Annotated in this window: 9 protein-coding genes; 4 read left to right on the forward strand and 5 right to left on the reverse strand. The window is 68.5% G+C overall.

What is annotated here, in order from left to right:
* The first annotated feature begins 102 nt into the window (after positions 1 to 102).
* Positions 103 to 1,029 (forward strand): ABC transporter permease, encoded by a 927-nt coding sequence (locus ACGFSB_RS37170; RefSeq protein ID WP_393408944.1) that lies wholly within the window; start codon positions 103 to 105, stop codon positions 1,027 to 1,029.
* Positions 1,022 to 1,876, forward strand: a complete 855-nt coding sequence (locus ACGFSB_RS37175) for an ABC transporter ATP-binding protein (RefSeq protein ID WP_393408946.1) — start codon at positions 1,022 to 1,024, stop codon at positions 1,874 to 1,876. Before ACGFSB_RS37170 ends, ACGFSB_RS37175 begins: the two co-directional genes overlap by 8 nt.
* A 40-nt stretch (positions 1,877 to 1,916) precedes the next feature.
* Here ACGFSB_RS37175 and ACGFSB_RS37180 read toward each other — a convergent pair whose 3' ends face one another.
* The 3 genes from ACGFSB_RS37180 to ACGFSB_RS37190 form a co-directional block, all read right to left on the reverse strand.
* Positions 1,917 to 3,086 (reverse strand): glycosyltransferase, encoded by a 1,170-nt coding sequence (locus tag ACGFSB_RS37180; protein WP_393408948.1) that lies wholly within the window; start codon positions 3,084 to 3,086, stop codon positions 1,917 to 1,919.
* Entirely contained in the window at positions 3,083 to 5,968 is a 2,886-nt protein-coding gene (locus ACGFSB_RS37185) for a CDP-glycerol glycerophosphotransferase family protein (protein ID WP_393408951.1), read from the reverse strand. Before ACGFSB_RS37185 ends, ACGFSB_RS37180 begins: the two co-directional genes overlap by 4 nt.
* A gap of 217 nt (positions 5,969 to 6,185) precedes the next feature.
* Entirely contained in the window at positions 6,186 to 11,129 is a 4,944-nt protein-coding gene (locus ACGFSB_RS37190) for an NAD-glutamate dehydrogenase (protein ID WP_393408953.1), read from the reverse strand.
* 469 nt (positions 11,130 to 11,598) lie between these two features.
* Between ACGFSB_RS37190 and ACGFSB_RS37195 the strand changes: the two genes are divergently transcribed.
* Positions 11,599 to 12,165, forward strand: coding sequence for a DJ-1/PfpI family protein (locus tag ACGFSB_RS37195; protein WP_393408955.1), 567 nt, complete (start codon positions 11,599 to 11,601; stop codon positions 12,163 to 12,165).
* Between the two features lie 228 nt (positions 12,166 to 12,393).
* On the opposite strand, the gene ACGFSB_RS37200 is transcribed toward ACGFSB_RS37195, so the two are convergent.
* Both ACGFSB_RS37200 and ACGFSB_RS37205 read right to left on the reverse strand, forming a co-directional pair.
* Positions 12,394 to 13,059: an HAD family hydrolase gene (locus ACGFSB_RS37200; RefSeq protein ID WP_393408957.1), complete on the reverse strand. Its 666-nt coding sequence runs from the start codon at positions 13,057 to 13,059 to the stop codon at positions 12,394 to 12,396.
* Positions 13,060 to 13,594: 535 nt separating this feature from the next.
* A complete protein-coding gene (locus ACGFSB_RS37205) occupies positions 13,595 to 14,092 on the reverse strand; it encodes a DUF6912 family protein (RefSeq protein WP_393408960.1) in 498 nt (165 codons plus the stop codon).
* 352 nt (positions 14,093 to 14,444) lie between these two features.
* Between ACGFSB_RS37205 and ACGFSB_RS37210 the strand changes: the two genes are divergently transcribed.
* Positions 14,445 to 14,987, forward strand: coding sequence for an Rv3235 family protein (locus tag ACGFSB_RS37210; protein WP_393408962.1), 543 nt, complete (start codon positions 14,445 to 14,447; stop codon positions 14,985 to 14,987).
* Positions 14,988 to 15,045: the final 58 nt, after the last annotated feature.

The raw sequence follows: 15,045 nt of genomic DNA on the forward strand, positions 1-15,045 counted from the left end.
CTACTCTCGACGTGACGACGATACGGGTCCGTCCCGACGTAATAGACGCTCCGGATGTTCCCGCCGGACGCACCCCATGACTCCCGAGTGAAAGCAGCGGATGTGAGTCAGGCCCTCGACGCACCGCCCCGCACCGCGGTCGGCACCCCCGGCACCCCCGGCCCCGACCCCGCCGAGCTCGCCGCTCAGTACGGCCTGACCGTCAGCGGCGCCCGCCCCACACTCCCCGCCTACGTACGGCAGCTGTGGCAGCGCCGCCACTTCATCACCGCCTTCGCGACCGCCAAGCTGACGGCCCAGTACAGCCAGGCGAAGCTCGGCCAGGTCTGGCAGGTGATGACCCCGCTCCTGAACGCGGCGGTCTACTACTTCATCTTCGGCGTCCTGATGAACACCAAGCGCGCCGTCCCGGACTACGTCCCGTTCCTGGTCACCGGCGTCTTCATCTTCACGTTCACGCAGAGCTCGGTGATGGCGGGCACCCGCGCCATCGCGGGCAGCCTCGGCCTGGTGCGTGCCCTGCACTTTCCACGGGCCGCGCTGCCGATCTCGTACTGCCTGCAACAGCTCCAGCAGCTCCTCTTCTCCATGTGCGCGCTCGTCGTGATCCTGCTCTGCTTCGGCGTGCCCCCGGCCATGTCCTGGCTCCTGGTCATCCCGGTCCTGACACTGCAGTTCACGTTCAATACGGGCCTCGCCCTCGTGATGGCCCGCCTCGGCAGCAGCACGCCGGACATCGCGCAGCTGATGCCGTTCGTGCTGCGCACGTGGATGTACGCGTCCGGGGTGATGTGGAGCCTCGACGCGATCCTGAAGGACAAGCACCTGCCGCACGCGCTCCAGGTTCTCCTGGAGTGCAATCCCGCCGCGGTCTACATCGACCTGATGCGCTTCGCACTGATCGACAGTTTCCACGCGAGCCAGCTCCCGCACCACGTGTGGGCCTGGGCCATCGGCTGGGCGGTGCTGGCCGGAGTCGGCGGGTTCATCTACTTCTGGAAGGCAGAGGAGACGTACGGCCGTGGCTGACACCAGGAACGACAGGAACCACAGGAACCACAGGAACGACAAGAACTACAACGCCCCCACCGTCATCGTCGACCACGTCGACATCGTCTACCGGGTCCACGGCGCGGGCTCCCCCGCGGGCCGCGGCAGCGCGACCGCCGCGCTCGGCCGCATCCTCAAGCGCGGCAAGGGAAGCGAGGGGAGCGAGGGGAGCGACGAGGTATCCGGCGTACGCAAAGTGCACGCCGTCAAGAAGGTCTCCTTCACCGCCCACAAGGGCGAAGCCATCGGCCTGATCGGCACGAACGGCTCGGGCAAGTCCACCCTCCTGAAGGCCGTCGCGGGACTCCTGCCCGTCGAGAACGGCCGCATCTTCACCGACGGCCAGCCCTCGCTCCTCGGCGTGAACGCGGCCCTGATGAACGACCTCACCGGCGAGCGCAACGTCCGCCTCGGCGGCCTCGCGATGGGCATGTCCCGCGAGCAGGTCCAGGAGCGCTACCAGGACATCGTCGACTTCTCCGGCATCAACGAGAAGGGCGACTTCATCACGCTCCCCATGCGTACGTACTCCTCCGGCATGGCGGCACGCCTCCGCTTCTCGATCGGCTCCGCCAAGGACCACGACGTACTCCTCATCGACGAGGCCCTGGCGACCGGTGACCGCTCGTTCCAGAAGCGCTCGGAGGCCCGCATCCGCGAGCTGCGCAAGCGCGCGGGCACGGTCTTCCTGGTCAGCCACAACAACAAGTCGATCCGCGACACCTGCGAGCGCGTGCTCTGGCTGGAGCACGGCGAGCTGCGCATGGACGGCCCGACGGAGGACGTACTCAAGGAGTACGAGCAGTTCACGGGCGGCAAGAAGTAACCAAGCCGCCGCGCCCTACCTACCGCTCCAGGAACGCGCCCTACCGCTCCAGGAAGAGGAAAAGATCCTCCCAGCGCCGCACGACCTCACCCGTCGTATAGCGCTGGATGTTCACCCTGGCCAGCTCCCCCATCCGGTCCCGCAGCTCCTTGTCGGACATCAACGTGTCCAGCCTGCGCGCCAGTTCACCCGTGTTCCCGAGCCGCGCGAGCAGCCCGTCCACCCCGTCCTGGACGATCTCGTGCACGCCCGGCGCGCAGTCGAAGGCAGCGCACGGCACCGCCGTGGCCATGGCCTCCATCAGCGCGAGCGGGAAGCCCTCGCCCCGCGACGACTGCACGAACACCGAGCCGCCCCGCAGCGCCCCCGGCACATCGCTCGTCCGCCCCATCCACTCCACGGAGTCGTCGAGGCCGAGCGAGGTGCACTGCTTCTTGAGGATCTCCTCGTCCTCGCCGGAGCCGTAGATCCGCAGCGTCCAGTCCGGGTGCAGCGGCGCGACCTCCGCCCAGGTGTCGAGGAGCATGTCGATGCCCTTCTGGTCGTGCAGGCGGCCGATGCTGGTGACGACCTTCTCGGTGCGTCGCGAGGGCACTTCGGGCATGAAGGGCAGCGGGTTCGGCATGAAGGACGCGTTGTTCAGGCCCTGCCTGATCCACAGGTCGGCGTCCTCGCGGGTCAGGGCGAGCATCCGGTCGGCGCCCTCGTAGTGCTTGCGCACACGGCCACCGCGTGAGGAAGCCCGCGAGTAGGCGAACGACTCATGGCTCATGCCGATCACCAACAGGCCGTCCGTGTCGGCGAGTTCGACCCACTCCATCGCCCACACCTGCGTCACGATGACCACGGCTCCGGGCCCGGCCTTCGCGAAGAGCGCGGTCAGCTCGGCCGCCCGCTCGCGCATACCCTCCGCGCGCCGCGCGCGCTGCCGGTGCTCGGCCACGTTGAGCCGGCCCTTGATGCCGCGCACGGGGCCGACGCGCGGCGGGTGTTCGGCATAGAGCGTCGTGGTGGGGTACGGCAGGCCTGTGCCGATGTCGCCGATGTCCTGCGGGACGCCCGGCTCGGTGATGCCGATGACGTGCACCCGGTGGCCGCGCTCGACGAAGAGGCGAGCCATCTGGTGGGACCAACTGGTGACCCCGCCCAGCTCGTTGACGCTGTTGGAGACGAAGAAGATGTCCCGCGTCCGCTCCGCTGCCTGACTCACTTGCCGCTCCAGTGCGAGAAGAACTGCTCGACGACACTCCTGGCCGCATCCCCCCGGTCGTACTCACCGAACTCGGCGACGAACCGCCCCCGCGCCGCCCCGTACCCGAGAGCCTGCTCGTCCAGCGCCTTCACCGCCCCGAACAGCTCCTCCTCGGTGTCGACCACCGGGCCGGGAGCCCGCTCCCGCAGGTCGAAGTACGTCCCGCGCCCCTCATGGACGTACTCCTCATAGTCGTACGTGAAGAACAGCATCGGCCGGTCCAGGAGCGCGTAGTCGAACATCACGGACGAGTAGTCGGTGATCATCGCGTCGGCGAGCTGATAGAGCGGGGTGACGTCGTGGTGCGCGGAGACGTCGATGACGCGGCCCCGCACCGACGGCGGGAGCACCACATGATTCAGATAGTGCGAGCGCACGAGCAGCACATACTTGTCGCCGAACTCCTCCGCGAAACGCTCCACGTCGAAGGGCAGTTCAAAGCGCCCGTACCGCCCGCCGTGCCGCCGGAAGGTCGGCGCGTACAGCAGCACCCGCTTGCCGTCCGGGATGCCCAACTCGCCTGCCAGTGCCCCGCGTTCCCGCACACCGCTCGCGTCCTCGGCCCGCTTGGCCCGCACCAGGGCGTCGTTGCGCGGATAGCCGACCCGGAGCAGCACCTTCTCCTTGAGGCGCAGGGCTTTCGCCAACGTCCGCACATCGTGCTCGGAGCGGATCAGGAAGCGGTCGAAGCGGTCGAGTACCCGCTGCTGCTCCTCCTGCTGCGGCTTGCTCCGCAGCTTCCAGGCCGGCTCGTCGAAGCCCATGCGCTTGAGGGCGGAGCCGTGCCAGGTCTGGATGTACGTCGTCTGGGGACGCTTGGTGAGCTTGAGCGGGTAGCTCTGGTTGTCGACCCAGAACTCGGCCTGCGCGAGGGCCCGGAGATAGGGCAGCGACCAGCGCCGCACCAGCGTCGCGTCCTCGGGGAAGCCCTCCGGACTCCCCGCGTAGGACCACACGGCGTCGAAGTCGAGACCCTGGCGGCGCATCTCCTCGTAGATGGCACGGGGGCTGTCGCTGTACTGCTTGCCGAGGTGGCTCTCGAAGACGACCGTGCCCTTCTTGACCGGCAGGCGGCTGAACACCTCGTCGTACACGCGCAGTCTGCTCGGCCCGGATGTGACGTCCTTGCGCAGCTTCTTCGCCCTGCGGAAGCCGGACTTGGCGAGCCGCCCCGGCATTCCGTGCGTGCCGCGCGCCACCAGACCCTGGATCCGGTCCTGCACCCGGCCGCTCGTCGCGTCAAGGGTGACGAGCCGGAACGCGAGGTGCCCGCGCCGCGAGACCTCGGGCTCCAGGTGATCGGCGACAAGACGGGTCAGCCGGGGCCGCACCGGAAGCAGCCCCTCGGCGAGCCCCGGAGTGCACGCGGTGAGCCGCGTCTTCGTCCGCACACCGTCGGCGGTGAGATGTAGGCGTACGTCCCACACCTCGTCGACGATCCCGAGCGGACGCAGCCGCCGCGCGAGGTCGACGGAGGCCTCCCAGGCGATGGTCTCTCCCTCGTACCGCACCTCGGACACGGGAAAACGGAAGGACTGGAGGCTGCGCCGCCGCGCGCTGAACTCCAGCTCGGCGGTGAGCACGGCGTCCGGGCGCACGATGCCCAGCGGGTTGGTGACGCGGCCCGCCATGCGCACCGTCCCCGCCGACTCCTCGTACCCGGTCAGTACATTGCGCAGGAACATCTGGTCGAGGCGCTTGCTGTGATAGCCGAGCGCGGTCACGTCGAGGGCCTGCCGACCGACCGGGTCGTCGAGGTGCTCGGCGCACCAGTACACGCGCCCGTCCCGCTCGGCCAGCGGCGACGAGATCTTGTCGCGGTTGGTGAGGGTGTCGACGGCGGGCAGCAGGTTGTCCCAGTCGCCCTGCTCCAGGAGGTAGGCGCAGATCGCCTGGATGGGCTGCACCTCGTCGTACGCGGCGTGGTCGAGCCCAGCGAGATAGTCGCGGGCGAGTCCCGCGAACTCCTGCCGGTAGGAGGCGTCACGGAACGGCAGGTCTCGCAGGTGGAGCACCAGGTCGTGCTTGAGGAACTTGATGTCCTTGGCGAGTCGCAGCTCGTCGAGTCCGCGTGCGGCGAGCAGGGCGTCGATCCGGCGGTGGATCTCCATGCGGTGCTGGAAGTTGACCATCTCGTGACGGCGGTTGCTCACCGACTTCACGGCGCCGCGTTCGTAGACGTGCCAGAAGTAGACCTGGTTCGGGATGAGCGTGATGCGCCCGGCCGCGAGGTAGGCCTCGGCGATGAACATCAGGTCCTCGTAGAACATCCCCTTGAGGAAGCGGAGGCCGTTCTCGACGAGGAAGTCGCGCCGGTAGAGCTTGTTCGTGGAGAGCGTGTCCCAGACGAACAGGTCGGTCAGTTCGGTCAGGTCGGTCAGCTCGTCGACGGACTCCAGGGTGCGGGTCCGCTCGTAGAGCCAGGGGTACCACTGGTCGCGCTTCTTGTTGCGCGTATCCATGTGCACCCGTACGCAGAGCCCGGCGACGATGTCGGAGCCGTCGCGCTCGGCGGCTTCGAGGAGGTTCCGGCAGGCATTGCGCTCCAGGACGTCGTCGCTGTCGAGGAACATCACATGGCTGCCGACGGTGTGACCGATGCCCACATTGCGGGGCTCACCGCACCCCCCGCTGTTCTCCGGCAGCTGGTAGACCCGCACCCGCTCGGGGTCCTCGGCGGCGAACCGCTGGGCCGTCTCGTACGAGCTGTCCGTGCTGCAGTCGTCGACGATGACGACCTCGACGCCGTGCAGCGTCTGGTCGAGCACCGACCGGACGGCGGCGGGCAGCCGCTCGGCGTCGTTGTAGACGATCACTACTACGGAGACCAGCGCTCCCATGTGTCCGTCCCCTCCAGTCGAATACCGTCCAGCCGAATACCGGCCCATCCTACTAATTATCGCTAATGCCCGATTGGCGCGCTTCAGGGGGGTGTGATCGGCCTAGTCCGGATACGCGAATGGGGGCGCCCCGAGCCAACCGGCTCGGGGCGCCCCCATCGACGTACGACCAGACGTACTACGAGTGCGTACTACGAGTGCGTACTACGAGTGCGTACTACGAGTGCGTACGCAACAGCGTCCTCATCGTCCGCATCGCGACCGACAGGTTCGCCAGGTCGAACGCGTCCGAGCTCTGGATCTCGTCAAGGGTCGTCCGCGACCGGCTCAGGATCGCCGCGTTCTTCTCCTCCCAGGCCTTGAAGCGCTGCTCGGGAGTGTCCTCACCGTTCCCGGCGGCCAGCACGTCGGCCGTCAGGGCGGCATGGGCCGCGTACAGGTCCTCGCGGATCGACGCGCGCGCCATCGACTGCCAGCGGTCGGCCCGCGGCAGCTCGATGATGCGGTCCATGAGCTGGGTGATCCGCAGCCGGTCGGCGAGGTCGTAGTAGACCTCGGCGACGGCCATCGGCTCCTTGTCCATCCGGTCGGCGATCGCCACGATGTCGAGCGACGGGAAGGCGGAGGAGAACCCGGCGACGCGCTGGGCGAGTTCGTCGGGGACGCCCGCGCCCGCGAGCTCGTCACGGATGTTCTGGTACCACTCCTGGTCGGAGCCGCGAAGCAGCTTCGGCAGCTCGGTCCAGACCGCGGCGACACCCTCGCTGAAGAAGTCGATCGTCTCGGCGAGCTGGAGCGGCTGCGGCCGGTTGTTGAGCAGCCAGCGCGTCCCGCGCTCGACGAGACGGCGCGAGTGCAGCCGTACGCGGGTCTGCACATCGGCCGCCACCACGTTGTCGAGCGCCTCGACCGCGTCCCAGACCTTGCCGAGCCCGAAGATCTCGCGGGCCGCGAGCTGCGCCCGCACGATCTCCTCGAGCGAGGCGCCCGTCTCCTCACGGAGGCGGTGCAGGAAGGTCGAACCGCCCGTGTTCACCGTGTCGTTGACCAGGACCGTGGTGATGATCTCGCGCCGCAGCGCGTGCCCGTCGACCTGCTCGGGGAACTTCTCGCGCAGCGCCTCGGGGAAGTACGCGTGCAGCAGACGACGGAGGTAGTCGTCGTCCGGGAGCGTCGTCTGGATCAGCTCGTCGGCGGCCGTGATCTTCGTGTACGCCATGAGGACGGCGAGCTCGGGCTGGCTGAGCCCGCGCCCGGAGTTGAGCAGCTCACGGATCTGCCGGTCGGTGGGCAGGAACTCCAGACCCCGGTCCAGATGCCCCTGCTTGCCGAGCCTGCGCATGAAGCGCTGGTGGGCGTGGAGGAGGGACGGGGACTGGATGACCGCGTTCGACAGGGCGGTGTTCTGCGCGTAGTTGTTGCGCAGGACCAGGGTCCCGACCTCGTCCGTCATCGCGGCGAGGAACTTGTTGCGCTGCTTGACGGTCATGTCGCCGTTCGCGACGACCGCGTTGAGCAGGATCTTGATGTTCACCTCGTGGTCGGAGGTGTCCACGCCCGCGCTGTTGTCGATGGCGTCGGTGTTGATGTGCCCACCGGCCCGCGCGAATTCGATGCGCCCCAACTGGGTCAGCCCGAGGTTTCCGCCCTCCCCCACGACCTTGACGCGCAGATCGGCGCCATTGACGCGGATCGAGTCGTTCGCCTTGTCGCCGACGTCGCTGTTCGACTCGGCGGACGACTTCACGTACGTACCGATGCCGCCGTTCCACAGCAGGTCGACCGGCGCCTGGAGGATCGCCTTCATGAGGTCGGCCGGGGTCATCTTGGCAACGCCCGTCTCGATGCCGAGCGCCTCGCGGATGTGGGCGTTCAGCTGGATCGCCTTGGCGCTGCGCGGGAAGATCCCGCCGCCCGCGGAGAGCAGCTCCTTGTTGTAGTCCGCCCAGGAGCTGCGCGGCAGCTCGAAGAGGCGGCGGCGCTCGGCGTACGACGTCTCGGCGTCCGGCCTGGGGTCGATGACGATGTGCCGGTGGTCGAACGCGGCGACGAGCCGGATGTGCTCACTGAGCAGCATTCCGTTGCCGAACACGTCACCACTCATGTCCCCCACACCCACGACCGTGAAGTCCTCGGTCTGGGTGTCGGTGCCGAGCTCCCGGAAGTGCCGCTTGACGGACTCCCAGGCGCCGCGGGCGGTGATGCCCATGCCCTTGTGGTCGTAGCCCGCGGAGCCGCCGGAGGCGAAGGCGTCACCGAGCCAGAAGTTGTAGGACTGGGCGACCTCGTTCGCGATGTCCGAGAAGGTCGCCGTGCCCTTGTCGGCAGCGACCACGAGGTATGTGTCGTCCTCGTCGTGGCGCACGACGTCGGCGGGCGGCACGACCTCACCGGCGACGAGGTTGTCGGTGATGTCGAGCAGCGCCGAGATGAACGTCTTGTAGCAGGCCACGCCCTCGGCCAGCCACGCGTCGCGGTCCACGGACGGGTCGGGCAGCTGCTTGGCGACGAAGCCGCCCTTGGCGCCGACGGGCACGATGACGGTGTTCTTCACCATCTGCGCCTTGACCAGGCCGAGGATCTCCGTACGGAAGTCCTCACGCCGGTCGGACCAGCGCAGCCCGCCTCGCGCGACCTTGCCGAAGCGCAGGTGCACGCCTTCGACACGCGGCGAGTACACCCAGATCTCGTACGCCGGACGCGGCGCGGGAAGGTCGGGGATGGCCTGCGGGTCGAACTTCATGGAGACGTAGCTGTGCGGCTTGCCGCCTTCCGCCTCCTGGAAGAAGTTCGTACGCAGCGTCGCCTTGATGACAGTGAGGAAGGACCGCAGGATCCGGTCCTCGTCCAGCGACGCGACCTGGTCGAGCGCGCCGTCCAGCTCCTCGAGGAGGCCGTCGGTCAGCTCGGTCCCGGCGCGCTGGCGGTCCGGGGACATCCGCGCCTCGAAGAGCGAGATGAGCAGCCGGGTGGTGTGGACGTTGTTGCGGAGGGTGTCCTCCATGTAGTCCTGGCTGAAGGTGGAGCCCGCCTGGCGCAGGTACTTCGCGTAGGCGCGGAGCACCATCGCCTGGCGCCAGTTGAGTCCGGCCCGCAGGACGAGCGAGTTGAAGCCGTCGACCTCGGCCTCGCCCGTCCAGCCGGCGGCGAAGGCCTCCTGGAAGCGCTCGCGGCCGTCGTCGCCGAGATAGTCGCCGTTGCCGTTCTCGGACTTGGGCAGCCGAAGGCCGAAGTCGTAGATCCAGGCGTTCGTACGGTCCGTGCAGCGCAGCTCGTAAGGACGCTCGTCGGTGACCTCGACGCCGAGGCGCTGGAGGACCGGCAGGACCGCGGAGAGGGAGACCTGGGCGCCGGTGCGGTAGATCTTGAAGCGGCGCTCGCCGGGAGCGGCGCCCACCGGCTCGTACAGGCTGAGCGCGAAGTCCTCGCGGCCGTGCTTCAGCTGCTCCAGGTGCACCAGGTCGGCGACGGCCGCGCGCGGCGTGTGGTCGGCCTTGTAGCCCTCGGGGAAGGAGCCCGCGTAGCGGCGGAGCAGCTCGGCGGCGCGCTCCTCGCCGCACTCGGCGGTCAGCGCCTCGGCGAAGCCGTCGGCCCAGGAGCGGGCGGCCTCCACGAGGCGCGCCTCGATGCGGTCGGTGTCGGCGTCGGTGAGCTGCGGAAGCCCGCCGCCCGGCGCGACGCGGACCACGAAGTGCAGCCGGGAGAGGATCGACTCGGTGTTCCAGGCGGTGAAGTCGACGCTGGTGCCGCCGAGCTCCTCCTTGAGGATGTCGATGATCCGCAGGCGGACGCCGGTGGTGTAGCGGTCGCGGGGCAGGTAGACGAGGGCGGAGTAGTAGCGGCCGTACTCGTCCTTGCGCAGGTAGAGCCGCAGCCTGCGGCGCTCCTGGAGGTAGAGGACGCTCGTCACGATCGAACGCAGCTCGTCGGCGGGCGTCTGGAAGAGCTCGTCGCGCGGGTACGTCTCGAGGATCTGGAGCAGGTCGCGGCCGTCGTGGCTGTTGGGCGAGAAGCCCGCGCCCTTCAGGACCTCGGCGACCTTGCGGCGGATGACCGGCACGCGGCGCACGGACTCGGTGTAGGCGGCGGACGAGAAGAGCCCGAGGAAGCGGCGCTCACCGATGACGTTGCCGTCGGCGTCGAACTTCTTCACGCCGACGTAGTCGAGGTAGCTGGGCCGGTGCACGGTGGCACGGCTGTTGGCCTTGGTCAGAACGAGCAACTTGTGCTCACGTGCCTTGGCGCGCGCGTCCGCGGGCAGCCGGCTGAAGGAGGGGCTGACCGGATGGTCCTCCTCCCCGTCGTGCTGCGGGTCGGCGCGCAGGATACCGAGGCCGGTGCCGGGCACCGCGGCGAGCGAGTCGTCGTCCGTCAGCGTGTACTCACGGAAGCCGAGGAACGTGAAGTGGTTTTCGGCGAGCCAGCGAAGCAGCTCGCGGGCCTCCTCGACCTCCTGGTCGCGCAGGTCGTCCGCGGTCGGCTCGGTGGGCAGCTCATCGGCGATGCGCAGCGCGGCATCGCGCATCTTCTCCCAGTCCTCGACCGTCTCGCGTACGTCGGAGAGGATCCGGAGCAGATCGACGCTGATCTGCTTCAGGTCCGCACGGTCGGTCTCGCGGTCCATCTCGACGTGGATCCAGGACTCGGTCACAGCATCGTGCGGACGCTCCGTACCCGGGTCGTCGGTGAGGACCTCGAGCAGCTTGCCGGTCAGATCCCGTCGTACGACGACCTGGGGGTGGATGACGACATGGATGCCGCGCCCCTGCCGCGAGAGCTCATTGGTGACCGAGTCGACAAGGAAAGGCATGTCGTCCGTGACCACCTCGACGACGGAGTGGCTGCATGTCCAGCCGTTCTCCTCGACGGTCGGGGTGTGCACACGGACGTTGGCCGTGCCCTGCGGGCGATTCTCGGCCAACCGGTAGTGGGAGAAAGCTGCTCCGAAGACGTCGACCGGGTCGCGGTCGGCGAGGTCCTCCGGGGCGGTGTGCAGGTAGTAGCGCTGGAGAAAGGCGAGGGCCGTGTCCTGGTCGGCCTTCTCACCCTTCGACCCGGTCGGTGCCCCATTCGGTAGGCGGCCACCGACCGGGCTGTTCTCAGCTACGCGGGCGGCCCGTGTGAGCAGCTCGGCTTTGGCTTCGTCCAGCTTGGTCTGCATTGTCCTCTGACTCCTGTCGCGCGCCGTTGCGTGACGTAGAAGGAAGTGATCCGACGTAACGCCACGACGCGGGGTCTCCGGTCGAAGTCGACGTTATGCCGCGGTGAGAGATGAGCGGGCGGTTACCCGCCATTTTCAGCGGTTTCGCTGACCGATGGCTGGGAAGAGTTGGCTGGCCGCACCGCGAAGAAGCGTCAGCGACGCTCCGGGCACGGATGTCCTCCGTGTTCCCCGGGCGCAGGGCGGGGGCGTACACGCCCCCGCGGGCTATCGCGCTGATCACGGGTCAAGGCTATCGCCCTCCACCCGGGAGTCGTCATGAGCCGTATGTGTACAAAAGCAGGGGTGGAACTTTGACACTCTGCACAGAGACTTTCGCGCCACCTGTCGGCGATGGGCCCCCTTGGCAAACCGGACGTGCGGATGCACGTTGAGCGGAACGGACAGCGCCCACGATTGGGGAGCACCGATGGCAGCCAAGATCCTGATAGTGACCGGTGACGCTGCGGAGTCACTCGAAGTCCTCTACCCGTTCCAGCGGCTGCGCGAGGAGGGCTACGACGTCCACATCGCGGCCCCCGCCCGCAAGAAGCTGCGGTTCGTGGTGCACGACTTCGAGCCGGGTTTCGACACGTACACGGAGAAGCCGGGCTACACCTGGCCCGCGGACCTGGCCTTCTCCGAAGTGGATCCCGGCCAGTACGCCGCTCTGGTGATCCCGGGCGGCCGGGCCCCGGAGTACCTGCGCAACGACCCCGAGCTCCGCAAGATCCTCAAGGCCTTCTTCGACTCGGACAAGCCGGTGGCCCAGATCTGCCACGGCCCGCTCCTGACGGCGGCGATCGGCGGCCTGAGCGGCCGCAGGGTCACGGCGTACCCGGCCCTGGAACTGGACATGCAGACGGCGGGCGCGACGTTCCAGGACGCGGAGGTGGTGGTCGACGGCACACTGGTCTCGGCCCGCGCCTGGCCGGACCACTCGGGCTGGATGCGGGAGTTCCTGACGGTGCTGCGAGCGAAGGCACCAGCGACATAGGCCGTACGTATACCGACCGGCGCCCACCCCCAGAATTACGTATACGGCCCCGGCCCCATACCGATGCCGTACCGCACAAGAACCGCCAGGCTGTTCCCCGTGCGCCTCCCGGCCGAGCCGGGCGGTGGGCGCCGGACGGTATGTGGTCAGCTCCCCCCGCACCTGCCATGGGCCCGCCGAAAAGCGGCACACGCGGTGCCTGCCCTCGTCGGCGAGGGCAGGCATCACCTAAGCGGCCAGCCGCTCCGCCGTCGCCACGGCCTCCGCGAGACTGTCGACGACGGGAACACCGGCTTCCTCCAGGCTGCCCCTGCTGTGCGACCCCCCGGTATAGAGCACGGCCCGCGCCCCCACATGCGCGGCGGCCACAGCATCATCAAGAGCGTCACCGATGACGACGGCACGCTCAGCGGCAACCCCGTCCAGAGCGGCGAGATGCAACACCATCCGCTCGGCCTTGCCCGCGTGCGACGTATCCATACGCCCGTCGATCCGCACGAAGTGCTCTTCTATCCCGTGCCGCCGCACGATCGGCAGCAGATGCTCATGCGGCGCGAGCGAGAGCAACGACTGCGTACGCCCCTTGGCCCGCCGCTCCGCGAGCAACTCAGCGGCACCATCAGCAAGCACACAAGCCTCGGCCCGTGCCCAGTAGTGCTTATGGAACACGGCGTCCATGACCCGCCACTCCTCATCCGTGGGCAGCCGCCCCATCAGCCGCTCGTAGAACAGCGGAATGGGCACGCAATACAGATCGCGATACCGCTCAAGAGTGATCGGCTCGAGCCCGATCTCCGCGAACGAGGCGTTCGTCGACTCGATCACGGCATGAATGTCATGCAGGAGCGTCCCGTTCCAGTCCCACACGATGTGCGCCCCGCGCTGCGTCTCCATACCAAAACGGTACCCGCGCCCCCCACCCGGCTACGCCCACCCGAACAACTCTCCACGCACAATGCCGCCCCGCACTCCGCCTGCCCGGAGGCACGGCCCCAGTGGGGGCTCGGCCCGTGACGCACCCGCTGTCGGCAACGGACGCGCGGGGACGCGCCGGTATTTCCACCCGGAACACGGTTCCCAGTGGGACTCGGCCCGTGACGCACCCGCTGTCGGCAACGTACGCGCGGGGACGTGCCGGTATTTCCACCCGGAGCACGGTTCCCAGTGGGGCTCGGCCCGTGACGCACCCGCTGTCGGCAACGTACGCGCGGGGACGTGCCGGTATTTCCGCCCGGAGCACGGTTCCCAGAACTCCAGAACCGAAGAAGCCCGACGCTCAGACCGTGATGGCGAGGACGGACATACCGGCGCGGCCCCGCTGCCCAATCAAACCGAAGCCGCTACACAAGCCCCCACCCAACCGGGACAGGCGCCGCAGGCATCCCCACCCACAGACGGCCAGGGAACTTCAGCCGATCGACCAGCAACTTCAGCCGATCAACCCAGCAATCTCCTGAGTCGCGAACCACAACAACTCACGATCCTCAACCCCACCACCAGCGAACCACGCATCATCGTCCCCCTGATCCGCAGCCCCCAGAACACCCACCGCGGCAGCGACATCCCCCACAGCGTCCTCCGCATCCACATGCACAGCCGCGACCTTCTTCAGCCCCAGCACCCTCGCGACCCGCACCTCCCCGAGCTCCGACGCCGACGCCGACCCCGACCCCGGCTCCACCCCCTCGTCCGGCACATCCGCAGCCAGCACAACCCGCCGCCGAGCCACCCCCGGATCCCCGGCAACAAGCCGCAGCGAAGCAAACGCGGCCCGGTTCAGCGCGGCGTACTCCAGCTCCTCGATGTCATCCGAGGCGTACCACTCACGCAACGCGGGCGTCACGGCATAGGCGGCCCCCGGCCCCAGCTCGCCCGCCTTGTACGCCTCAGCGAGGCCGCTCAGGGTCAGGGGAACGTAGACGCGCATGACGGCCCGCTTTCACATTCGGAAGCACAGAAAACCCGCAGGGCAAGAAGCCCCCAGAATACGCGCGGGAGTCCCCCTTCGAGCTGCGCCCCACACCCACCACCCCCGTCACCGCCGCACTACCCCTTCACCCGGTACACCCCAGCAACGACAAGCCACCCCACCCGACCAGTCACCCGGATAGGTGACTCTCCCAACCCCCACCCCCAAGGCCGCCAGGCCCTTGCACCCCCAGCCCCCACCACCGTAAAAGATCTCCGACGGAAGTTACTCCCCGGTACCGGTACCACCGAGAACCAGGGACACCCCGAACCGGGACACCCCGAACCGGGACACCAACGCCGGAGGCGACATGCACAAGGTGATGACCAGGCCCCGCACACGCCCAACGACCACGACCACGTACACGTCCACGACCACGTCCAGGCCCACGTCCACGTCCACAACCACGCCCACAGCCACCACCACCCGCCCACCGAACCGCAGGGACCCCCGCCGCCCCACAGCCGCCACACGCCCCCTCAGGACCCCGCCCCAGCCCCCACCACACCCCACAGAGCTCTTCACGGAACGTCTGCTCCTGGTCCTCAGCGGCCAGAAGCCGGTCCACTGGGCAGCCCCTCACATCACCCACACGGCCTTCGACGACCTGGCCCGCCTGGCCGAGCGCACGCCCCTGACCGTGAACGGCCGCCGCCCCACGGTCCACCGGATCGGCCACTACGAGCCACGCCCCGGCGTCTACGAGGTGTTCGCGAGGATCGGCACCGGCCCCACGCTCCGGGCCCTGGCATTCCGCATGGCCCTGGGCGCGGACGAGAGGTGGCGCTGCACGGCGGTAGAGGTAGGAACCGCACCTGACAACGCGGCAGCGAGGGCGAGCACCACCGCATGACAACGCAAAGGGGCCGAGCACCCCACGGCGCCCGGCCCCCAGCACTACTGCTTACAGC

The sequence above is a fragment of the Streptomyces sp. NPDC048441 genome, from assembly GCF_043200235.1.
Classification (GTDB): domain Bacteria; phylum Actinomycetota; class Actinomycetes; order Streptomycetales; family Streptomycetaceae; genus Streptomyces.

What these genes read in the sequence shown, in the direction of transcription:
- ACGFSB_RS37185 (WP_393408951.1), bottom strand. Translation starts at nt 5,968, where the DNA reads ATGGGAGCGCTGGTCTCCGTAGTAGTGATCGTCTACAACGACGCCGAG.
- ACGFSB_RS37190 (WP_393408953.1), bottom strand. Translation starts at nt 11,129, where the DNA reads ATGCAGACCAAGCTGGACGAAGCCAAAGCCGAGCTGCTCACACGGGCC.
- ACGFSB_RS37195 (WP_393408955.1), top strand. Translation starts at nt 11,599, where the DNA reads ATGGCAGCCAAGATCCTGATAGTGACCGGTGACGCTGCGGAGTCACTC.
- ACGFSB_RS37200 (WP_393408957.1), bottom strand. Translation starts at nt 13,059, where the DNA reads ATGGAGACGCAGCGCGGGGCGCACATCGTGTGGGACTGGAACGGGACG.
- ACGFSB_RS37205 (WP_393408960.1), bottom strand. Translation starts at nt 14,092, where the DNA reads ATGCGCGTCTACGTTCCCCTGACCCTGAGCGGCCTCGCTGAGGCGTAC.
- ACGFSB_RS37210 (WP_393408962.1), top strand. Translation starts at nt 14,445, where the DNA reads ATGCACAAGGTGATGACCAGGCCCCGCACACGCCCAACGACCACGACC.